Source organism: Pseudomonas sp. B707, assembly GCF_022496685.1.
GTDB classification, from domain to species: Bacteria; Pseudomonadota; Gammaproteobacteria; order Pseudomonadales; family Pseudomonadaceae; genus Aquipseudomonas; species Aquipseudomonas paraglycinae.
In genome coordinates this window covers 102,294-123,535 of sequence record NZ_WTVE01000023.1, presented here as the reverse complement: position 1 = coordinate 123,535, position 21,242 = coordinate 102,294, and the positions used below count along the sequence as shown (strand labels likewise).

The following is a 21,242-nucleotide window of genomic DNA, read 5'->3' as shown; positions in this document are numbered from 1 at the left end:
ATTAGCCACGAGTGGATTCCATGACTACCACGCCTAAACCTTTGGTCCTGATGATTCTCGACGGCTTCGGTCACAGCGACAGCCCCGAATCCAACGCCGTCTATGCGGCCAAAAAGCCTGTGCTGGATCGCCTGTGGGCCACCGTGCCGAACGGCTTGATCTCGGGCAGCGGCATGGACGTCGGTCTGCCGGACGGCCAGATGGGCAACTCCGAAGTCGGCCACATGAACCTGGGCGCCGGGCGCGTGGTGTATCAGGACTTCACGCGTGTGACCAAAGCGATCCGCGACGGTGAGTTCTTCGAGAACCCGACCATCTGCGCCGCCGTGGACAAGGCCGTGGCCGCCGGCAAGGCCGTGCATTTCATGGGCCTGCTGTCGGACGGCGGCGTCCACAGCCACCAGGATCACCTGATCGCCATGGCCGAACTGGCCTTCAAGCGCGGCGCCGAAAAAATCTACCTGCACGCCTTCCTCGATGGCCGCGACACCCCGCCGAAAAGCGCCGCTTCGTCGATCGAACTGCTCGACGCGACCTTCCAGGCGCTCGGCAAGGGCCGCATCGCCAGCCTGATCGGCCGCTACTACGCCATGGATCGCGACAACCGTTGGGATCGCGTGTCCCAGGCCTACAACCTGATCGTTGATGGCAATGGCGAATTCAACGCTGCCACCGCCCAGGAAGGTCTGGAAGCCGCTTACGCCCGTGGCGAGAGCGACGAATTCGTCAAAGCCACCAGCATCGGTGAGCCGGTGAAGGTCGAAGACGGCGACGCCGTGGTGTTCATGAACTTCCGAGCCGACCGCGCCCGCGAGCTGAGCCGCGTGTTTGTCGAAGACGGTTTCAAGGAATTCGAGCGCGCGCGCCAGCCGCAAGTGCAGTACGTGGGCCTGACCCAATATGCCGCCAGCATCCCGGCCCCCGCCGCCTTTGCCCCGGGCAGCCTGGAAAACGTGCTCGGCGACTATCTGGCGAAAAACGGCAAGACCCAGCTGCGCATCGCCGAAACCGAGAAATACGCCCACGTGACCTTCTTCTTCTCCGGCGGTCGTGAAGAGCCGTTCCCGGGCGAAGAGCGCATCCTGATCCCGTCGCCGAAAGTCGCCACCTATGACTTGCAGCCGGAAATGAGCGCGCCGGAAGTCACCGACCGCATCGTCGAGGCCATCGAGAACCAGCGCTACGACGTGATCGTGGTCAACTACGCCAACGGCGACATGGTCGGCCATAGCGGCGTGTTCGAAGCCGCGGTGAAAGCCGTGGAGTGCCTGGACACCTGCGTGGGTCGCATCGTCGAAGCACTGGAAAAAGTCGGCGGCGAAGCGCTGATCACCGCCGACCACGGCAACGTCGAGCAGATGGCCGACGAATCCACCGGGCAAGCCCACACCGCGCACACCACCGAGCCGGTGCCGTTCATCTATGTCGGCAAGCGTGACCTGAAAGTCCGCGAAGGTGGCGTGCTGGCGGACGTGGCGCCGACCATGCTGAAACTGCTGGGTCTGGAAAAACCGGCGGAAATGACTGGCACTTCGATTCTGGTCTGATATCAAAAACGCCCTGTAATCAGCCTGAAACGGCTTTTTATGACGAACGCCTCAAAGCAGTTGGCTTTGAGGCGTTTTTTTTGCCGCGTCGGGCGGGCATACTAGGCCGTCCCTTACCCTGGTGCCGCCCGCCTCTATGCTTCGCGTCCTGATCGCCCTCGCTCTGACATGCCTGCTCCAACCGGCCTTCGCGGATGAGCGCGCGCAAACCCAACAGCAACTGGACGCCACGCGCCAGGACATCGCCGAGCTGAAAAAACTGCTGGGCAAGCTCCAGGAAGAAAAATCCGGCGTGCAAAAGGAGCTCAAGGGCACCGAAACCGAGATGGGCAAGCTCGAGAAACAGGTCGAAGCCCTGCAGAAAGAGCTGAAGAAGAGCGAATCCGAGCTGCAGCGGCTCGATGCGGAGAAAAAAAAACTCCAGAGCGCGCGCACTGAACAGCAGCGACTGATCGCCATCCAGGCCCGCGCCGCCTACCAGAACGGTCGCCAGGAATACCTCAAGCTGCTGCTCAACCAGCAGAATCCCGAGAAATTCGCCCGCACCCTCACCTATTACGACTACCTGAGCCAGGCTCGCCTGGAGCAGCTTAAAAGCTTCAACGAAACCCTGCGCCAACTGGCCAACGTCGAAAAAGACATCGGCGTGCAGCAGGCGCAGTTGCTGGCGCAGCAAAGCGATCTCGACACTCAGCGCGAAGCGCTCGACAAGGTCCGCAAGGAGCGCCAGCAGGCCCTTGCCAAACTCAATGACGACGTGAAAGCCCGGGACCAGAAACTGGCCGCCCGCGAGCAGGATCAGGCAGACCTGTCTAAAGTCCTTAAAACCATTGAAGAAACCCTGGCCCGCCAGGCTCGTGAGGCAGAAGAAGCGCGGCAGAAAGCGCTCATCGCCCAGCAGGAAGCCGAAAAAAAGCGCTTGCGTGAGGCCCAAGCCCGCGCCGATGCGGACTCGGACACCAGCGACGCCCCGCGAAAACAAGCCAGACCCACACCTGGCGCGCTGGTTTCCAGCAGCGGCGAGACCTTCGGTGGCCCTTTTGCGTCAAGTCGGGGAAAACTTCCATGGCCGGTTGATGGTCGACTGCTGGCACGCTTCGGTGAAACCCGTGGCGACGATGCCCGCACCAAGTGGGACGGCGTGATGATCAGCGCCTCCGCCGGCAGCCAGGTGCATGCCGTACACGGCGGGCGCGTGGTGTTTGCCGACTGGCTGCGCGGTGCCGGGCTGCTGGTGATCCTTGATCACGGCAACGGTTTTCTGAGTCTTTACGGTCACAACCAGACGCTGCTCAAGTCGGCGGGTGACGTGGTAAAAGCCGGTGAGTCCATCTCCACTGTGGGTAACAGTGGCGGTCAGGACACACCAGCGCTGTATTTCGCAATTCGTCAGCAGGGTCACCCGAGTGATCCGGCGCAATGGTGCCGCGCGCAAGGATAAGCGCGCCGCCTAATTCAGGAGTTCGTTCGACATGCTGCATTTGTCCCGCCTTACCTCGCTGGCCCTGACGATCGCCCTGGTGATCGGCGCGCCTCTGGCGTTTGCCGCTCAACCGGCCCCGGCTGTCGCTCCGGCAGGCACTGCCGCCACCAGCAAGGCGCCGTTGCCGCTGGAAGAGCTGCGCACCTTTGCCGAGGTCATGGACCGGATCAAGGCGGCCTACGTCGAGCCGGTGGACGACAAGACCCTGCTGGAAAACGCGATCAAGGGCATGCTCAGCAACCTCGATCCGCACTCCGCCTACCTCGGCCCTGAAGACTTTGCCGAGTTGCAGGAAAGCACCAGCGGCGAGTTCGGCGGCCTGGGCATCGAAGTCGGCGCCGAAGACGGCTTCATCAAGGTCGTGTCGCCGATCGACGATACGCCAGCATCGAAGGCCGGCATCCAGGCAGGCGACTTCATCGTCAAGATCAACGGCGCGCCGACCCGTGGCCAGACCATGACCGAAGCCGTGGACAAGATGCGCGGCAAGATCGGCCAGAAGATCACCCTGACCCTGGTCCGCGACGGCGGTACGCCGTTCGATGTAACCCTGGCTCGCGCCGTGATCCAGGTGAAGAGCGTCAAGGCGCAACTGCTGGAATCGGGCTACGGCCTGATCCGCATCACCCAGTTCCAGGTCAAGACCGGCGAAGAGGTCTCCAAAGCCCTGGCCAAGCTGCGCAAGGACAACGGCAAGAAGCTCAACGGCATCATCCTTGACCTGCGCAACAACCCGGGCGGCGTGTTGCAGGCAGCGGTCGAAGTGGTCGACCACTTCATCACCAAAGGCCTGATCGTCTACACCAAGGGCCGGATCGCCAATTCCGAACTGCGCTTCTCCGCCACCGGCAAGGACGAAAGCGAAGCGGTGCCGATGGTCGTGCTGATCAACGGTGGCAGTGCCTCGGCCTCGGAAATCGTCGCCGGCGCCCTGCAGGACCAGAAACGCGCCGTGGTCATGGGCACCACCAGTTTCGGCAAGGGCTCGGTGCAGACCGTGCTGCCGCTGAACAACGACCGCGCGCTGAAGATCACCACGGCGCTGTACTTCACGCCGAACGGCCGCTCGATCCAGGCCCAGGGCATTGTTCCGGACATCGAAGTACGCAAGGCCAAGATCACCAACGAAGCGGACGGCGACTACTTCAAGGAAGCCGACCTGCAAGGTCACCTGGGCAACGGCAACGGCGGCGCGGACAAACCGACCGGTTCCGGCGGCAAGGCCAAAGCGATGCCGCAGGATGACGATTACCAGCTGGCCCAGGCCCTGAGCCTGCTCAAAGGCCTGAGCATCACGTCCGGCCGTTGAGGATGTCTTTGCGTTTCGTCTTTGTCCTGCTGTGCTGTCTGGCGGTTGCTGCTCACGCAGAACCTGCCAGACCAACACCTCAAAAAGCCTACCTGACGCTGATCATCGACGACCTGGGGCAGAACCTGCCCCGGGATCGCCGCGTGCTGGCCCTCCCCGGGCCGGTGACTACAGCGATCATGCCCGACACCCCGCACGCCACCGAATTCGCCCGCGAAGCCCATCGCGCCGGCAAAGTCGTGATCCTGCACATGCCGATGGACCCGGCCACCGGCCCGTTCGCCTGGCATCCCGAGCTGCCCATCGAAGAACTCGAGAAACGCCTGAACGCCGCGTTCAAAATGGTCCCCTACACCGCCGGCATCAACAACCACATGGGCAGCCGCATGACTGCGCAGCCGGTGGCGATGGCGTGGTTGATGGGCGAGTTGCAGCGGCGCCACAAGTTCTTCGTCGACAGCCGCACCAGCGCCCAGACCGTCGCTGCGCAACAGGCACAGAAGATTGATCTGGCGAGTGTTTCGCGGGATGTGTTTCTCGATGACGAGCGCACAGAAGCGGCGATCCTGACTCAATTGCAGACAGCGATCAGTCTGGCGCACAAACAGGGTTCGGCCGTGATGATCGGCCACCCTTATCCGCAGACACTGGCGGTGCTGGAGCGCGAACTACCCAAATTGAAGGCTCAGGGCATCGAGTGGATCGACATCAAGCAGATGATCAGTGTGCGCAGCAATCGCGCTACAGCCGCTCACGGCCACAACGGCATTTACCGGTAGCACCCCGCCATACCCGATAAATAGTTACCGCCCGTCCCCTTGGCCAATTCCGGATATTGAGACCTGCAACAGGTCGCGACCACGAGTCGCCTTTCACTATCAGGAATGACCATGAACAGCGAAAACAGTGAAACCACGGCCGACAGGCCAATGGAGTCGATCCAGGTCGATAACCTGCTGATCAACTTCACCACCGAATTCCAGCGGATCTGGAACTGCAATGGCTCGGGCTCGACACCCTGCGCGCTCTGGCGTCCGGTGCCATCCCCCGACTCGCTGCCTGGCTTTTACCCCCTCGGGGACGTCGCCATCTCCGGCAACGGCAATATCAATGGCAGCAAGATCGTGGCCGTTGTCCGCGAAGGCCCAGCCGCAAACGGCAAAACCGCGCAAACAAATGCACTCAGTCCACCGGATGATTTCGAAGAAATCTGGAGCGATGCAACCTCGACGCCGGCGGGGGGGACGCTATGGCGGCCGATCGCGCCTGAGGGGTATGTGGCACTGGGAACGGTGTGCTCCATCAACCACGAAAAGCCTTTACTGAGCTCGGTACGTTGCGTGCGCGAAGATCTGGTGATTGAGGCCAGTGTCGCCGAGTTGATCTGGAATGATCGGGGAGATCGTTCCCGCCAGTATTTCAGCGCCTGGAGCATCGCGCCTCCGGTTGCCGATGCAGGTGCGATCAACTTCACTGCAGGCACGTTCATCGCTTCCGGCAACCCTGACAGCCCCGAGAATGAAGCCGAAGCCTATTCATTGCGAATGCAGATTACGGTACAGAGCAATCCAGCGCCTGAACTTCCGGAACTGTCAGGATTCGAAGCGCCGGAACCGCTCGAACCCTCGCAACCGACCCACACTGCCAGGCTGCCCTGGTTTGCGGTGGAAGACCACGGTCAGCCATCACTGAAGAGATTCCGCCAATCGCCCTACTATTACCTGCAAAGGACTGACCGGTATGTGCTCATCGGCTCCAGCCATAATACGACTGACAAGAGCAGCCTGTTTCACTGGACGTTGCCTCGTGTTCTGAGCCGCCGCGATCTGCGGCTTTTCAACCGCATCAGTGCAATACAGGTCCCGGGGGTTTGGCCAGCGAGCGACTCAACGGTTGAACGGCCGATAAGGTTCTCGGCAAGGCTGGGCGAAACCTTCACCCACACCGAAACCTCGAGCATCGGATGGACCACGCCGGACATCGTGGCGGTCGCCGCCAACGTGACGAAACACAAGATGATGGCGCTGTATCAACTGCAGAGTAACTACGATCTCTGGCGGGACAACCGAACGGAAACCGCCATCAACTTCAGGTACTCCGACAGAAACAGCCTGCACTGGCTCGAATACCCGCCAGAAGTCGCGAGTGACGCCATGGTGCCACTCCCGTCAGTGCCGGAACAGCCGGAATCTCCCGAGTTACCAGAGTCGCCAGAAATTACAGATACCGCCCCATGATCTCGTCGACCACGCCGTCCTTGCGCATCTGTTCGAGCGCCGCCTGAAGCTTGGCAACGGCTTCGTCCGGCACGTCCTTGTTCAGCGCCAGATACAGTTCGGCGCTGTTGAAACGCAGTACGGTTTTCAGGCCGGTCACGCCATCCTGCCGCGCCAGATAACGCCCGGCAGGATCGCCGGTGGCCCAGAGGTCGATCTGGCCGCTGACGAGTTTCTTGGCGTTGTCCTGATCGCGCAGCACCACCACCGGCTTCAGACCCTGCTTGGTCAGAGTCTCGGCAATCGCATCGCCCTTGTAGGCGCCGATCTTGTATTTGCGCGCGTCATTGAGGGTTTCGAGAGTGATCTTGCTGTCGGCCCTGGCCAGCATGACCCAGTCGTCCGGGCCGATCGGGCCGACCCACTTGAAGAGCTTTTCGCGATCCGGCAGGCGCGCCATGACGAACGCACCGTAGCCGGGATTCTCCAGCGCCAGCTTGTAGACCCGCTCCCATGGGAAACGCAGGGTCAGGCTGTAAGTGATGCCGGCACGCTTGAACATCTCGCGCACGATGTCCGTGGCGATGCCGTTGATGTTTTCGTCCTGGGCGAAATTCTTGCCGTTCTTCGCCATGTTGTACGGCGGGAAGTTTTCGGTGAGGAGCACCAGATCGGTGTCGGGACTTTCCTCGGCGTGGCCGGTGTTGATCAACAACACGGAGGCACTGGCGAGGGCGAGAAGCAGGCGTTTGATCATGTCGGGCTACCGAAATCCATGGCGTGCCCAAGAGTGCCTTGGGTACGCCATGCTGTCTACTGGCGTTATGACTTCATACCGATCAGGTCTTCCATTCTGGAAAACCAATCCTTGGGTAGTAGATAACTACCACCGCGCCGCTCTTGATCCCTGGTTTATTGGCGTAATCCAGCACCACCGTTGTGCTTTAACCAATAAACCCAAGAGCGTTAACGATGTATTCAATCAAATTACTGTTGTTCTGCACATTAGGACTCTTCTTTTCCACCTGCATCGCGGCCAGTCACGACTATGGCGAAGGCGTTAAGCGTCTGTTACCTGCAATCCCCCTGGATAACCGCGATGGCTCACGCGATCACTGGCAGGGTATCGGTCGCCTGACGACCGGCTCCACTTGCACCGCTACCTTGCTTGATACGCTGGAAACAACAGGCGTCCAGCGCCCTCCGGCTTATGTTCTGACTGCTGGCCATTGCATCAACCTGTCCAACGGCCAGATCATGCAAAACCAACCCATACAAGGAACCATGACCTTTAATTACTTTGACGATGTCGAAAAACATAAAACCTACAACCTGAAAAACGTGAAATGGCGCAGCATGCAAGGTGTCGACATCGCCATCGTCCAACTTGATGTCAGCCTGAAAACACTTATGGAGGACGGGATAAAACCTCTGAAGCTGGCCACGGGCACACCCGCCCTCAATTCGGACGTTCTGGTTGTGGGAGCGCCACAGTATCGAACGCTTGAAATGACAGCCTGCACGCTCAAATCCTCTCCGGACATCATTGAAGGAGATTGGGTGTGGCGTAATAACTTCAAGACTCGTTGCAAGAGTAATAAAGGAGGTGTCTCAGGAGCACCGCTGCTTGATCGCTACACCAATGAAATCATCGGTGTCGTGGGTACTGGTAACGAGCATCCGCCCATAGCTCCTTGCGACCTGAACGAACCCTGTATACCAACGAGAAAAGGTTACTCTGCAATCCAAGGCAATCTTTACGGAAGTCTCGTACCCCACCTGAGAAGTTGCTTCCGATCTGGCTTTCTATTTGAAAACTACTGCGAACTCTATCCGACATTCAATGTAGAAACAGACAAGCCAACCTCCGCCAAATACAAGAAAATCAAGATATCGGAAAGCGGCCATGCCATAGCACCGACTTGGGATTACCGGTTCTCGATCGACACAGCGTTCTATCGTCACAAGACAGTACGCGTGGCAAAACAATGCGAAAACCCCTTGCACTATTCCGCCGCGATCAGTGCCGAAAACTCCATCATCAATACCAAGATAGGTTCCAGAACCGGGCGTTATTTCCTTTGCATCATTGGCACAAACTCTTCCAGGTCAGAGTTACCGCCAGGACTCTTACGAAATGCCTTGTCGCTGCCTATCGTTCTGATTGAGGACGAAATCGTTCCGCTTCCTGATCTCAGCCTGAAAAAAAGACCCGCTTATATTTTGGTGACTTCGGAAGGGGCAAGCAAAATGTACTCCTACAAAGTCGGTCCATCCGACAGCACTGACTGTCAAGCCCCCGATGGATTCAGCCCAAAGTCGGAGTATATGGAAGTCTATCTTCTCAAAAAGGATTTGCCTGCCACACTATGCAGTGTTGCGTATGACCGATCAGATGACAGGTCAGAGGTAAGGGTTGACCAGCTCAACACGCTTTAACTCACCAGACCTGCAGCCCCTTTGAAGCTACTCCTCCAAAGGGGATGCTTGCTAGCGCATCACGATGCCGCGGTGCGCCATGTAGGCCTTGGCTTCTTGAACGGTGTATTCGCCGAAGTGGAAAATACTCGCCGCCAGTACTGCACTGGCGTGGCCTTCAAGAATGCCGTCAGCCAGATGCTGCAGGTTGCCGACGCCGCCGGAAGCGATCACCGGAATGCCCAGCGCATCGCTGATGGCGCGGGTCACGCCGAGGTCAAAGCCGTTTTTCATGCCGTCCTGATCCATGCTGGTCAGGAGGATTTCACCGGCACCCAGGCCTTCCATTTTCTTCGCCCACTCGACGGCGTCGAGGCCGGTCGGTTTGCGACCGCCGTGGGTGAAGATCTCCCAGCGCGGGGTTTCGCCCGGGCCCGAAACCTTCTTTGCGTCGATGGCGACGACAATGCATTGCGAGCCGAAATGCTGCGCCGCTTCGCCGACGAATTCCGGGTTGAACACAGCAGCGGTGTTGATCGACACCTTGTCCGCACCGGCGTTGAGCAGGTTGCGGATGTCCTGCACGGTCCGCACGCCACCGCCGACGGTCAGCGGAATGAACACCTGACTGGCCATGCGCTCGACGGTGTGCAGCGTGGTGTCACGGCCATCGACGCTGGCGGTGATGTCGAGAAAGGTAATCTCGTCGGCACCCTGCTCGTCGTAGCGACGGGCGATTTCCACCGGGTCGCCGGCGTCACGGATGTTCTCGAACTTCACACCTTTGACGACCCGGCCGTTGTCCACGTCCAGGCAAGGGATGATGCGTTTGGCCAGCGCCATGGTCAGTCCTCAGCCTTGGTACGAATCGCAGAAAGCTTGCGCTTCGGCGACGTCGAGAGTGCCTTCGTAGATCGCCCGGCCGGTGATGGCGCCGATGATGCCCGGTGCCTTGGCGTCGAGCAGCGACTTGATGTCACCCAGGTTGTGAATGCCGCCGGAAGCGATCACCGGGATCTTGGTGGCAGCCGCCAGCGCGGCGGTGAACGGAACGTTGCAGCCCTGCATCATGCCGTCTTTGGCGATGTCGGTATAAACGATCGAGGACACGCCGTCGGCTTCAAACTGCTTGGCCAGGTCGATGACTTGCACGGTGCTGATTTCAGCCCAGCCATCGGTGGCGACAAAACCGTCCTTGGCATCCAGACCGACGATGATCTTGCCCGGGAACGCGCGGCAGGCTTCAGCGACGAACGCCGGATCCTTCACCGCTTTGGTGCCGATGATCACGTAGCTGACGCCCGCCTTGACGTAGTGCTCGATGGTTTCCAGCGAACGGATGCCGCCGCCGATCTGGATCGGCAGGGTCGGGTAGCGCTTGGCGATCGCGGTCACCACTTCGCCGTTGACCGGCTGGCCTTCGAAAGCGCCGTTCAGGTCGACCAGATGCAGACGGCGGCAGCCGCCCTCCACCCACTTGGCAGCCATGCTCACCGGGTCATCGGAGAACACTGTGGAATCTTCCATGCGGCCCTGGCGCAGACGTACGCAGGCACCGTCTTTAAGATCGATAGCGGGAATAATCAGCATGCTTTTTCCTTCGTCAAAAGAGCTGCAAGCTGCAAGCCATAAGCTGCAAGCGCGCACGCGTGTGTACTTCTTGCAGCTTGCAGCTTGAAGCTTGCCGCTGCCCTAATTCTTCTCGAGCGCCCACAGGTCGCTTTCGATGCTTTCAAACCGCTCCTTGAGGTGGGTCTGCACATCGAAAATCGCCCTGTTGTAATAGTGCGGAGCAATTTCGCGGGTAAACAGCTCAAGAATTTCCGCCGCCTCGAACGAACCCAGGTCCAGTTCGAAACGATCCTCCATGAACCGCTGAATCTTGCGGTTGGCTTCACTCTCCTGCTCGGGAGTGAGGGTCAGGATCGGCGGCTTGGATTTCTTGACGGCCATTTACCAGCGACCGTCCCACGCCGCGAAGTTCTGCAGCAATTGCAGGCCATGGGTATGGCTCTTCTCCGGGTGGAACTGCACGGCGAAACGCGAACCTTCGGCCAGCGCCGCGGCGAAATCGACGCCGTAATGACCGCTGCCAACCACCTGCCGCGGGTTACCGGCGGCGATGTAATAGCTGTGCACGAAGTAGAAACGCGCCAGGTCCGGAATGTTGTGCCACAGCGGGTGATCCACCGCCTGCTTCACTTCGTTCCAGCCCATGTGCGGGACTTTCAGGTGCTCGCCGTCTTCATGCAGGTCTTTGCCGAAGAACTTCACCGCGCCCGGGAACAGGCCGATGCAGTCGACGCCGTCGTTCTCTTCGCTGCTGTCGAGCAAGGCTTGCATGCCGACGCAGATGCCGAGGAACGGACGATCCTGACTGACTTCACGCACCAGCGAATCGAAACCGAGGCGACGGATCTCCGCCATGCAATCGCGAATCGCGCCGACGCCGGGGAAAACCACCCGGTCGGCTTCGCGGATCACTGCCGCATCGCTGGTGATCAGCACCTTGCCGGCACCGACGTGCTCGAGGGCCTTGGCCACCGAGTGCAGGTTGCCCATGCCGTAGTCGATAACTGCAACCGTCTGCATTACAGGACGCCCTTGGTCGAAGGCATCTGGCCGGCCATGCGGTCATCCAGCTCGACGGCCATGCGCAGTGCGCGGCCGAAAGCCTTGAACACGGTTTCGATCTGGTGGTGGGTGTTGGTGCCGCGCAGGTTGTCGATGTGCAGGCTGACCAGTGCGTGGTTGACGAAGCCCTGGAAGAATTCCTGGAACAGGTCGACGTCGAAGCCGCCAACGGTGGCGCGGGTGTACGGCACGTGCATCTGCAGGCCCGGACGGCCGGAGAAGTCGATCACCACGCGCGACAGCGCTTCATCGAGCGGCACGTAGGCGTGGCCGTAGCGACGGATGCCTTTCTTGTCGCCAATGGCTTGCGCGAAGGCCTGGCCGAGGGTGATACCGACGTCTTCCACCGTATGGTGGTCGTCGATATGCAGATCGCCCTTGCATTCGATATCCAGGTCGATCAACCCGTGACGGGCGATCTGATCCAGCATGTGCTCAAGAAAAGGAACACCGATATTGAATCGGGCCTTTCCGGTGCCATCAAGGTTGATCGAGGCTTTGATCTGGGTTTCCAGAGTGTCGCGCTCGACAGACGCCTTACGTTCGGCCATCACCAGCTCCGCAAAATCATTGGGCGAAAAAGGCAGCCATTATAGGGGCGCGGGGCCGAAACAGAAACACGAGAGGTGGAATGACTGACGGATAGAACCCCGTGCTGTCGGGGATAGACATGTCCATACAAGCATCGAAAGGCGCTGATCGCTCCCACGCTCTGCGTGGGAGTGCAGCCCCGGACGCTCTGCGTCCACTTCGAATGTGACGCAGAGCGTCACAGGGAGACATTCCCACGCAGAGCGTGGGAACGATCAGGTGTAAACGAACTTAGTGAAACAGAACCGCCGTCTTCTGCAGGGTCACCCAAACACCCCACGCCAACGGAATCCCCACCACCAGCCACGCAGCGATCGCCAATGGCTTGCTGCCCGGCGCGGCTTTCCACTCCAGAACGGTGCTGCCGTCAGCACCCTTGTCGTGGCCCAGCGCCTGTTCGGCGGCCAGTTCGGCGTCGGTCATGAAGTACTTGTCCGCCACCGGGCGCACCAGCAAGTTGCACAGGAAGCCCAGTACCAGCAGGCCGGCGAGGATGTACAGCGTGATGTCGTAAGCGGCGGCGCGTTCAACGCCGATGCTCAGCTGATACTCACGCAGGTAGTTCACCAGCACCGGACCCAGCACGCCAGCGGCGGCCCAGGCCGTCAGCAGACGACCGTGGATCGCGCCCACCATCTGCGTACCGAACAGGTCGGCCAGATAAGCCGGAACGGTCGCGAAACCACCGCCGTACATCGACAGGATGATGCAGAACGCCGCCACGAACAGCGCAACGTTGCCCAGGTGACCGAGGTTCGGGATCAGTGCGTACAGCGCAAAACCCAGTGCGAAGAACACGAAGTAAGTGTTCTTGCGACCCAGGTAGTCCGAGAACGACGCCCAGAAGAAACGACCGCCGATGTTGAACAGGCTCAGCAGACCGGTGAAACCGGCCGCAATCGCTGCGATGGAAGCCAGTTGACCGGCATCCAGCTGACCGAACGGCAGATCGTTGCCCAGCAGCTTGCCACCGAACACTTCCTGCAACAGTGGCGAAGCCATGCCGAGGATGCCGATACCGGCAGACACGTTCAGGCACAGCACCAGCCACACCAGGCGGAATTGCGGGGTCTTCCACGCCACATTCACGTGAACGTGACGGTGGGTGATCATCGCGTTCGAGGCTTTCTTCGCCGGCGCGGTCCAGCCTTCAGGCTTCCAGCCGGTTGGCGGTACGCGGTAAGCCAGCGCGCCACCGATCATGAACACGAAGTAGATCGCAGCCATGGCCACGAAGCTCTGCCACACGCCCACGCCAGTCGGCGAAGCGAAATGGCTCATCAGAGCGGTCGCCAGTGGTGCACCAACCATCGCGCCACCACCGAAACCCATGATCGCCATGCCGGTCGCCATGCCGCGCTTGTCCGGGAACCACTTGATCAGGGTCGAGACCGGCGAGATATAGCCCAGGCCCAGACCGATACCGCCGATCACGCCGGAACCGATCCACATCAGCCAGATCTGGTGGGTATAGATCCCCAGTGCGGAAATCAGCAGGCCGCCGCACCAGCACAGTGCCGATACAACACCGGCCTTGCGTGGACCTGCGTGTTCGAGCCAGCCACCCCAGATCGCTGCCGAGCAGCCGAGGAAGATGAAGAACAGGGTGTAGATCCAGCCGAGCATGGAGATCGGCCAGTCGCATTGCGACGAGAACACTTGTGCGATGAAGCTCATGTCCGGTGCGCAAGCCACCGGCGCGGTGACGCCCAGCGCCTTGGACAGCGGCAACCAGAACACCGAGAAGCCGTAGGCCATGCCGATGCACAGGTGAATGGCCAGAGCGGCCGGCGGGACCAGCCAACGGTTGAAACCGGGCTTGGCGATGATGCGTTCCTTGGACAGGAACCCGGGCTGATCGGCTTTGAAGCCGTCCGCCGTAATGGTCGTGCTCATTGTGTATCCCCCAATTATTAGTATGGTTCGCCAGCCACTGCCCACCCCGGCCTTTATGCACGCAGGCATGACCGTTTTTTTGCGGGTGAAGCTCCTTGAAAGCGCGACGTTAAGTCGCAGATGGGCGTACGAACGGGCGAAGGTTACCATTTGCACGTGACAGAAAAACCAAACTGATATCACCTTTTTTGAGTCATCTGATCTCCTGATGCCGGGGAACCCCGATGCCGATCGTTGTCGAAGCGCTGTACATCAAGGTTCAGCAGGCTGCACGGGACACCGCAACAGCGCGGGTTGATGCAGCGCTATACTCCCCGGCTAAATTACGAATTCGACTACTTACAAGGACTCGCCCATGAAAGCGTTCGGCAAAATCCTGGGTCTGGTACTTCTCGGGCTGTTGCTGATCATTGTGGCGGCGGGCTTCGCCCTGACCCACCTGTTTGATCCCAACGACTACAAAGACGAGATCCGCCAGATTGCCCGCGACAAGGCCCACATCGAGCTGACGCTCAATGGCGACATCGGCTGGAGCCTGTTCCCGTGGCTCGGCCTGGAACTGCACGAGGCCAGCGTCGCGACCCTGGCCAAGCCTGCCGAACCGTTCGCCGACCTGCAGATGCTCGGCCTGTCCGTTCGCGTGCTGCCGCTGCTGCGCCGAGAAGTGCAGATGAGCGACGTGCGCGTCGAAGGCCTGAACCTGCGCCTGAACCGTGACAAGAATGGTCATGGCAACTGGGAAGACATCGGCAAGGTGCCGCCCAAGGCCGGCAGCGCCCCGGCGCCAACCACCACGGCCGAAACCGCCCCCGAGGCCCCTGCGCAACCGGAAAAACCGGCCCAGCCGATCCGCCTCGACATCGACAGCCTGACCGTCAACAACGCCCGCGTGGAATACAACGACGAGCTGACCGGCAAGCAATTCAGCGCCGAAAGCATCCAGCTGAGCACCGGCGCGGTTCACGATTCGACCAACATCCCGGTCAAAGCCACCGCGTTCCTCGGCACCAACCAGCCAGTGCTGCGGGTGCGCACCGAGCTCAACGGCGAGCTGCGCTTCGAGCGCGCCCTGCAACGCTACAAGTTCGAAGACCTGAAGCTGTCCGGCGAGGTCGCCGGCGATCCGTTGCAAGGCAAGACCGTGACCTTCGCCGCTCAAGGCCAACTGTTGCTGGACAAGGCCGCCAACGTCGCCGAATGGACTGGCATCAAGCTCTCGGTCAATCAGCTGCGCGCCCTGGGCGAACTGAAGGCCAACGACCTGGACAAGACGCCACAGATCACCGGCGGGATTTCCATCGCCCAGTTCGACCTGGCGAAATTCGTCGACAGCATCGGCCAGACCCTGCCGGCCATGGCCGAAGGCAGCCTGAGCAAGGTTGAACTGGTCAGCCGTGTCGCCGCGACGCCGACCAGCGTGTCGCTGGACAACATCAACCTGAAACTCGACGACAGCAGCTTCAGCGGCCGCATCGCCGTCGAAGATTTCGCCAAGCAATCGCTGCGAGCGGTCCTCAAGGCCGACACCTTCAACGTCGACCGCTACCTGCCGCCGAAATCGGAAAAAGCCAATAACGCTACCCAGGTCCGTCAGGCCGAAGTCGCCAGCACCGAGGCCGATGCGATGGCCGGGGCCGGCAGCACACCGCTGCCGGAGAAACCGAGCAAAAGCGCCTGGAGCACCGAGCGCCTGTTTCCTGTCGAGCGCCTGAGCAAGCTCGACGTGAACGCCGATCTGACCTTCGGCCAGTTGACCCTCGACAAGCTGCCAATCCAGAACGCCGCACTGAAAGCCACCGGCCAGGGCGGCCTGCTGACCCTGGAGAACCTGCGCGGCGAGCTGTACAACGGCGACTTCGATGCCAAGGGCACACTCGACGTGCGCCAGACCGCGCCAGTGCTGAACCTGCAAACCCGGATCAACCGGGTGCCGGTAGAGAAAATCCTCGAAAGCCAGGGCAAGAATCCGCCGGTCAAGGGTCTGGTCAATCTCACCAGCACCGTCACCGGCAGCGGCAACAGCCAGCAGGCGCTGATCGAAACCCTCAACGGCAACGCCAGCTTCGTGATCAACAACGGCGTGCTGCTCAACGCCAATCTTGAACAGCAACTATGCAAAGGCATCGCCACCCTCAACCGCAAATCCCTGAGCGGCGAGCCGCGCGGCAAGGACACACCGTTCCAGGAGCTCAAGGGCAACCTGACCTTCCGCAACGGCGTGGCCAGCAACCCGGACCTGAAAGTGCGCATCCCCGGCATGAGCGTCAACGGTGACGGCGATATCGACCTCAAAGTGCTGGGCATGGACTATCGCGTCGGCATCATCGTCGAAGGTGACACCAGCGCCATGCCGGACCCGGCCTGCCAGGTCGGCGACAAATTCGTCGGCATCGAATGGCCGCTGCGTTGCCGTGGCCCGCTGGAACTGGGCGCCAAGGCCTGCCGCGTGGACAACGAACGCATGGGCCAGGTCGCGAGCAAACTGGCCGGCGACAAGATCAGCGAAAAAATCGACGAGAAACTGGGTGACAAAGTCAGCCCGGAACTGAAAAACGCATTGAAGGGGCTGTTCAAGCGATGAGAGCGGAGCAGTTTTCCACGGCGGTGCTGGAATGGTTCGACCGCCACGGACGCCATGATTTGCCCTGGCAACAGAACATCAACCCGTATCGGGTGTGGGTGTCCGAGATCATGTTGCAGCAGACTCAGGTCAGCACCGTGCTCAATTACTTCGACCGGTTCATGGCGGCACTGCCGACGGTCGAAGCCCTGGCCGAAGCGCCGGAGGACGAGGTGCTGCACCTGTGGACGGGCCTGGGTTACTACACCCGCGCGCGCAACTTGCAGAAGACCGCGAAGATCGTCGTCAGCCAGTATGGCGGCGAGTTTCCGCGCGATGTCGAGAAGCTTACCGAGCTGCCGGGCATCGGCCTGTCCACCGCTGGCGCGATCGCCAGCATCAGCATGGGCCTGCGCGCGCCAATCCTCGACGGCAACGTCAAACGGGTGCTGGCGCGCTTTACCGCGCAGGAGGGCTACCCCGGCGAGCCAAAGGTCGCCAAACAGCTGTGGGCCAACGCCGAGCGCTTTACGCCGCAGGATCGGGTCAACGCCTACACCCAGGCGATGATGGATCTGGGCGCCACGCTCTGCACCCGCAGCAAGCCGAGCTGCCTCCTGTGTCCGCTGGAAAAGGGCTGCGAAGCGCACATGCTCGGCCTGGAGACGCGTTACCCGATCCCCAAACCGCGCAAGGCTATCCCGCAGAAACGCACGCTGATGCCGCTGCTGGCCAACGAGGACGGCGCGATTCTGCTTTATCGCCGCCCGTCCAGCGGATTGTGGGGCGGTTTGTGGAGCCTGCCGGAACTCGATGGCCTCGACGACCTGCAACACCTCGCTGTGCAGCACTCGCTGGAACTGGGCGAGCAGCAGGCGCTGCCGAGCCTTGTCCACACCTTCAGCCACTTTCAGCTGTCCATCGAACCCTGGCTGGTTCAGGTGCAGGAGGCCGGCGGTCACGTGGCCGAGGCCGACTGGCTCTGGTATAACCTCGCCACCCCGCCGCGCCTGGGCCTCGCCGCCCCGGTCAAGACCTTGCTCGAACGCGCGGCCACCGTCTTGAATGCAGGAGAGTCGACATGACCCGCACCGTAATGTGCCGCAAGTACAAAGAACAACTCGAAGGTCTGGAGCGCCCGCCGTACCCGGGCGCCAAGGGCCAGGACATTTTCGAACACGTCTCGGCCAAGGCCTGGGCCGACTGGCAGAAACACCAGACCCTGCTGATCAACGAAAAACGCCTGAACATGATGAACGCCGAAGACCGCAAATTTCTTCAGGGCGAAATGGACAAGTACTTCTCCGGCGAGGAATACGCTCAAGCGGAAGGCTACGTTCCGCCTGCAGAGTAAACCCCGCGAAATCGGGGGTCGGATCGTAAGCGACGGAATTAATTTAAGAAATTTTAAAAAAGTCGTTGACGTAAATCCGAAAAACCCTTTTAATGCGCCCCGTTGCCCAGATAGCTCAGTCGGTAGAGCAGGGGATTGAAAATCCCCGTGTCGGCGGTTCGATTCCGTCTCTGGGCACCAAATACCGAAAACCCTGAATCGCAAGATTCAGGGTTTTTTTATGCCTGCGATTTGATGACGGCCCGATCCCGCCCTTCTTGCAGGCCGGAATTGGCGATACGTTGCTCAACCCTTACGGAAGAGGGTCATCACCGCGATGAACCAGAAAAGAACCCGCGTCCCCCTGCCCCATCCTGCGCCACCCGTAAAACGCACCGACTGGTTGATGATCGCTCTCGGCACCGTACTGACCCTCTGCTTAGGCCTGATCACTTATGAAACGGTGAACGGCCTGATTCAGGGACGCATCAGCAACATGGCTCGGGGGAAACACTTCGCCGTGTATTCACAGGCCGAACAGTCCTTCGACTTCTGGTTCACTGTTGCCACGCACTGCCTCTTCGCACTCTTCCTGTCGGGCGCTGCCTGGCTTCTGATCTGGATGGGACGCACCGCGACGGTCACGCCACCCGGGCGTGACCGTCGGCGACGTTAGGTGTTGTCGCTCCAGTGGAACACCAGATTGCGCGCAGCACCGCCGCCTACTTGCGCCACATCCCGACGCGTTTCACCCTTGCGGGTGGCGACGACCGTGTACTTGCCTGGCGGTAACTGAACGTACACCAATGGCCCGGTCTGATTCAGCGTCAGCACGGTTTGACCGGGGGCTTTCTGGATCGCCACGTCGACATCGGCGGTGTATTCGTTTTGCGTACCGACAGCGAAGGTCATGTGCAGGTTGTAGCCCGCGGATTGCTGAATGGCTTTCGACTCATCTTCACCAATCCCGCCGGCCAGATAACGAACACCGTTTTGCTCTTGCTGCTGAACCTGCACAGCGGAACTGTCGATCGGCTCCAGACTCGCAGCCTGCGCCATGATCGGAAACAGCAGCACCGCCGCAGCGGCAACGGGCAGCACGAAGGAAAGAATGCGTTTCATGAGGACGACTCCCGGGCTCTCGCGGAACCCAATCGTTACCTCTTTTTAGATTTTGTCTTGCGGGGTGGGTTTTAGAACGATTGGGAGTTGCCTTGAATGCGAAAAGGACTACAGAAGTATCTTCCGGCCAATTCATGACGCACTGCGTCACGGATTGGCGACCGCCTAATCGAACCGTCAATCCGGTACGCACTGCGTACCAAGTCATTGCATTACATCCCGCGTGAAGTTCATTCTCGACCCGTTCTAGCCAGGCTCGAAACCCATGAACCTACAAACTGCGCCACCTCCACTTGGCCAAGCTTCCGACATTGAAAGCGAGCCCTTCCAAGAGCCCGCCGCCGACGGCTATCTGCTCGGCGGCTTCACCTGGCGCCAAGCTTCGCCCGACCCACAACGCCCGGTGGTGATCATCAACGCCGCCACGTCCGTGCGCTGCCGCCACTACTCGCGCTTCGCGGCGTATCTGTTCGCCAACGGCTTCGACGTGATCATTTACGACTACCGGGGCATTGGCGAATCGCGGCCGAAGTCGATGAAGCGTTTGCAGGCTTCGTGGACGGATTGGGGCGCGCGGGATTTCGAGGCGATGCTCAAACGTGCGCAGCGGGAGTTTCCCGGGCAGCCGATCGATGTGGTCGGGCACAGCTTCGGCGGCTGCGCAGCAGGCCTGGGGGCGTCCGGACAGGTAATCCGACGACTGGTGACGGTCGGCGCGCAATTCGCTTACTGGCGCGATTACGCGCCCGAGCACCGCTGGCGAATGTTCGGCAAATGGCACCTGCTGATGCCGCTGGTCACGCTGTTCTGTGGCTACTTCCCGGGCAAACGAATTGGCTGGCTGGAAGACACGCCTGCCGGTGTGGTGCGCGACTGGAGCACGCCTGCCGCGCGTTACGAGCGGCGCCCGAGCGGGAGAACCATGGCGGACTTGCCCTTCGCCAACGTCCGGGCCAAAGCCCTGGCAATCAGCATCAGCGATGATCCCTACGGCACGATTCCCGCCATCGAACGCCTGCTCGCCTACTTCCACAACGCGCAAAAGACCCACCTGCGAATCGAGCCGCAGGACATCGGCGAACAGCAAGTCGGACATTTCGCCTTTTTTCGCAGCGCATACCAAGCCACACTATGGCCCATCGCTCTGACCTGGCTGCAGACTGGCGAACTGGCCTCCGACACACCGGGGCGCAAAATCCCACGCAGCCAAGCCCTTTAACGCACCACGGAACACACACCATGGCTTCCGCCAACAAGCAGCAAAAACGCGCCGCCCGGGCCAAGACCAAGGCCAAGCAGAACCGCACCAAACGTGCGGAAGCGCCGGTCGAGCTGGACCCGAACGACGACCGCATCGATTTTGAGTCGGTGGACCTGACCGAACTGTTCAAGAAAATGATCGACGCCGAAAAGATCAGCCAGCAGGCCCTGTGCACCGCGTTCCTCGAAGACCCGCTGCTGGAGCTGGTGTACGAGCAGGAAGGCGAAGAAGGCGCGATGGACTTCATCCTCGCCGCGCTGATCGAGTACCGCCAGTGGGCCACCGAGACTGACGAGGCTGGCGCTCTGGCGTGGATCGAATCGCCGGATTTCCAGAAAGACTATGTGGCCGCGTCCGACGCAATCGCCGCACAAACCCAACAGAAAAACTGAGTTCCCATGGCATCCCTGAACAAGCAACAGAAACGCGCCAAACGCGCCAAGGCCAAAGCCAAGCAAATCCGCATGGTCGGTCGCAAACCGCTGGCCCAGGACGATGACCTCGGTCACCTCGCCGAGCCGATCCCGGAATACACCCTGGCGATGTTCAGCAAAATGCGCGACGCCGAAGCCGTCAGCCGCAACGAAATGCTCCTGACGCTGCTGCGTGAACTGGCGTTCATCATCGTCGACCATCCTGAACTGCTGGACATGGAAAACGCCGAGAACGAAGGCATGGCCGCCACTCACCTGGCCGCCGACATGCTGATCGACTACCGCATGTGGGCCGATGGCATGGATCGCGAGACCGCCCAGGCGTGGCTGAGCGAACCGCAGTTCATCAGCGATTTCGGGATTGCGCTGGACACCTACGGTCAGTCGGTGGAAGCGCAGGAAGAAAAGAGCGAATAAACCGCTCGCAGTAACAAAAAC

At 60.5% G+C, this 21,242-nt stretch carries 21 protein-coding genes and 1 tRNA gene; 14 read left to right on the top strand and 8 right to left on the bottom strand.

The window, feature by feature from the left end; all coding sequences use genetic code 11:
* The first annotated feature begins 20 nt into the window (after positions 1–20).
* From gpmI to GQX66_RS10990, 5 genes are all read left to right on the top strand, one after another.
* Complete coding sequence (gpmI, locus tag GQX66_RS11010) at positions 21–1,547, top strand: 2,3-bisphosphoglycerate-independent phosphoglycerate mutase (protein WP_085746380.1); 1,527 nt, start codon at positions 21–23, stop codon at positions 1,545–1,547.
* 136 nt (positions 1,548–1,683) lie between these two features.
* A complete protein-coding gene (locus tag GQX66_RS11005) occupies positions 1,684–2,988 on the top strand; it encodes a murein hydrolase activator EnvC (protein WP_085746379.1) in 1,305 nt (434 codons plus the stop codon).
* A gap of 31 nt (positions 2,989–3,019) precedes the next feature.
* On the top strand, positions 3,020–4,339 hold the full coding sequence (locus GQX66_RS11000; RefSeq protein ID WP_085654441.1) for a S41 family peptidase: 1,320 nt from the start codon (positions 3,020–3,022) through the stop codon (positions 4,337–4,339).
* A gap of 2 nt (positions 4,340–4,341) precedes the next feature.
* Positions 4,342–5,118: a divergent polysaccharide deacetylase family protein gene (locus tag GQX66_RS10995; RefSeq protein ID WP_134022006.1), complete on the top strand. Its 777-nt coding sequence runs from the start codon at positions 4,342–4,344 to the stop codon at positions 5,116–5,118.
* Positions 5,119–5,229: 111 nt separating this feature from the next.
* The gene (locus GQX66_RS10990; protein WP_166673426.1) at positions 5,230–6,576 is read left to right on the top strand and encodes a Vps62-related protein; all 1,347 of its coding nucleotides are present in this window, start codon (positions 5,230–5,232) and stop codon (positions 6,574–6,576) included.
* Here the strand turns inward: GQX66_RS10990 and GQX66_RS10985 are convergent.
* Positions 6,557–7,312 (bottom strand): ABC transporter substrate-binding protein, encoded by a 756-nt coding sequence (locus GQX66_RS10985; RefSeq protein ID WP_085746376.1) that lies wholly within the window; start codon positions 7,310–7,312, stop codon positions 6,557–6,559. The genes GQX66_RS10990 and GQX66_RS10985 overlap by 20 nt on opposite strands.
* Positions 7,313–7,527: 215 nt before the next feature.
* On the opposite strand from GQX66_RS10985, the gene GQX66_RS10980 reads away from it, so the two are divergent.
* A complete protein-coding gene (locus tag GQX66_RS10980; RefSeq protein ID WP_134022001.1) occupies positions 7,528–8,994 on the top strand; it encodes a serine protease in 1,467 nt (488 codons plus the stop codon).
* Positions 8,995–9,045: 51 nt separating this feature from the next.
* On the opposite strand, the gene hisF is transcribed toward GQX66_RS10980, so the two are convergent.
* From hisF to GQX66_RS10950, 6 genes are all read right to left on the bottom strand, one after another.
* Positions 9,046–9,816, bottom strand: coding sequence for an imidazole glycerol phosphate synthase subunit HisF (gene hisF / locus GQX66_RS10975; protein ID WP_007897430.1), 771 nt, complete (start codon positions 9,814–9,816; stop codon positions 9,046–9,048).
* 9 nt (positions 9,817–9,825) lie between these two features.
* On the bottom strand, positions 9,826–10,563 hold the full coding sequence (gene hisA / locus GQX66_RS10970) for a 1-(5-phosphoribosyl)-5-[(5-phosphoribosylamino)methylideneamino]imidazole-4-carboxamide isomerase (RefSeq protein WP_003220753.1): 738 nt from the start codon (positions 10,561–10,563) through the stop codon (positions 9,826–9,828).
* 102 nt (positions 10,564–10,665) lie between these two features.
* Positions 10,666–10,926, bottom strand: a complete 261-nt coding sequence (locus GQX66_RS10965; protein WP_011332018.1) for a DUF2164 domain-containing protein — start codon at positions 10,924–10,926, stop codon at positions 10,666–10,668.
* Positions 10,927–11,565 carry an imidazole glycerol phosphate synthase subunit HisH gene (gene hisH / locus GQX66_RS10960; RefSeq protein ID WP_007952546.1) on the bottom strand — a complete coding sequence of 213 codons (639 nt, stop codon included), beginning with the start codon at positions 11,563–11,565 and terminating at the stop codon, positions 10,927–10,929. It abuts the gene before it with no gap.
* Complete coding sequence (hisB, locus tag GQX66_RS10955) at positions 11,565–12,158, bottom strand: imidazoleglycerol-phosphate dehydratase HisB (protein ID WP_007952547.1); 594 nt, start codon at positions 12,156–12,158, stop codon at positions 11,565–11,567. The genes hisH and hisB overlap by 1 nt, the downstream gene beginning before the upstream one ends.
* A 271-nt stretch (positions 12,159–12,429) precedes the next feature.
* The gene (locus GQX66_RS10950) at positions 12,430–14,094 is read right to left on the bottom strand and encodes an OFA family MFS transporter (RefSeq protein WP_039764668.1); all 1,665 of its coding nucleotides are present in this window, start codon (positions 14,092–14,094) and stop codon (positions 12,430–12,432) included.
* A 355-nt stretch (positions 14,095–14,449) separates the two neighbouring features.
* Here GQX66_RS10950 and GQX66_RS10945 point away from each other — a divergent pair, with 355 nt between their 5' ends.
* The 5 genes from GQX66_RS10945 (at position 14,450) to GQX66_RS10925 (ending at position 18,663) form a co-directional block, all read left to right on the top strand.
* A complete protein-coding gene (locus tag GQX66_RS10945) occupies positions 14,450–16,675 on the top strand; it encodes an AsmA family protein (RefSeq protein ID WP_240868895.1) in 2,226 nt (741 codons plus the stop codon).
* Positions 16,672–17,739 carry an A/G-specific adenine glycosylase gene (mutY, locus tag GQX66_RS10940; RefSeq protein ID WP_240868893.1) on the top strand — a complete coding sequence of 356 codons (1,068 nt, stop codon included), beginning with the start codon at positions 16,672–16,674 and terminating at the stop codon, positions 17,737–17,739. The genes GQX66_RS10945 and mutY overlap by 4 nt, the downstream gene beginning before the upstream one ends.
* A complete protein-coding gene (locus GQX66_RS10935) occupies positions 17,736–18,008 on the top strand; it encodes an oxidative damage protection protein (protein ID WP_007952551.1) in 273 nt (90 codons plus the stop codon). The genes mutY and GQX66_RS10935 overlap by 4 nt, the downstream gene beginning before the upstream one ends.
* Positions 18,009–18,112: 104 nt before the next feature.
* Positions 18,113–18,188, top strand: a tRNA-Phe gene (locus GQX66_RS10930).
* Between the two features lie 136 nt (positions 18,189–18,324).
* Entirely contained in the window at positions 18,325–18,663 is a 339-nt protein-coding gene (locus tag GQX66_RS10925) for a hypothetical protein (RefSeq protein WP_240868890.1), read from the top strand.
* Here GQX66_RS10925 and GQX66_RS10920 read toward each other — a convergent pair.
* Positions 18,660–19,109, bottom strand: coding sequence for a carboxypeptidase regulatory-like domain-containing protein (locus tag GQX66_RS10920; RefSeq protein WP_240868880.1), 450 nt, complete (start codon positions 19,107–19,109; stop codon positions 18,660–18,662). The genes GQX66_RS10925 and GQX66_RS10920 overlap by 4 nt on opposite strands.
* A gap of 265 nt (positions 19,110–19,374) precedes the next feature.
* Between GQX66_RS10920 and GQX66_RS10915 the strand changes: the two genes are divergently transcribed.
* Genes GQX66_RS10915 through GQX66_RS10905 form a run of 3 tightly spaced genes read left to right on the top strand, consistent with a single transcriptional unit; the run spans position 19,375 to position 21,221 of the window.
* Positions 19,375–20,328, top strand: coding sequence for an alpha/beta fold hydrolase (locus GQX66_RS10915; RefSeq protein WP_240868876.1), 954 nt, complete (start codon positions 19,375–19,377; stop codon positions 20,326–20,328).
* 20 nt (positions 20,329–20,348) lie between these two features.
* Positions 20,349–20,762, top strand: coding sequence for a hypothetical protein (locus GQX66_RS10910; protein ID WP_064592813.1), 414 nt, complete (start codon positions 20,349–20,351; stop codon positions 20,760–20,762).
* Between the two features lie 6 nt (positions 20,763–20,768).
* Complete coding sequence (locus GQX66_RS10905; RefSeq protein ID WP_039764661.1) at positions 20,769–21,221, top strand: hypothetical protein; 453 nt, start codon at positions 20,769–20,771, stop codon at positions 21,219–21,221.
* The last annotated feature ends 21 nt before the right edge of the window (positions 21,222–21,242 follow it).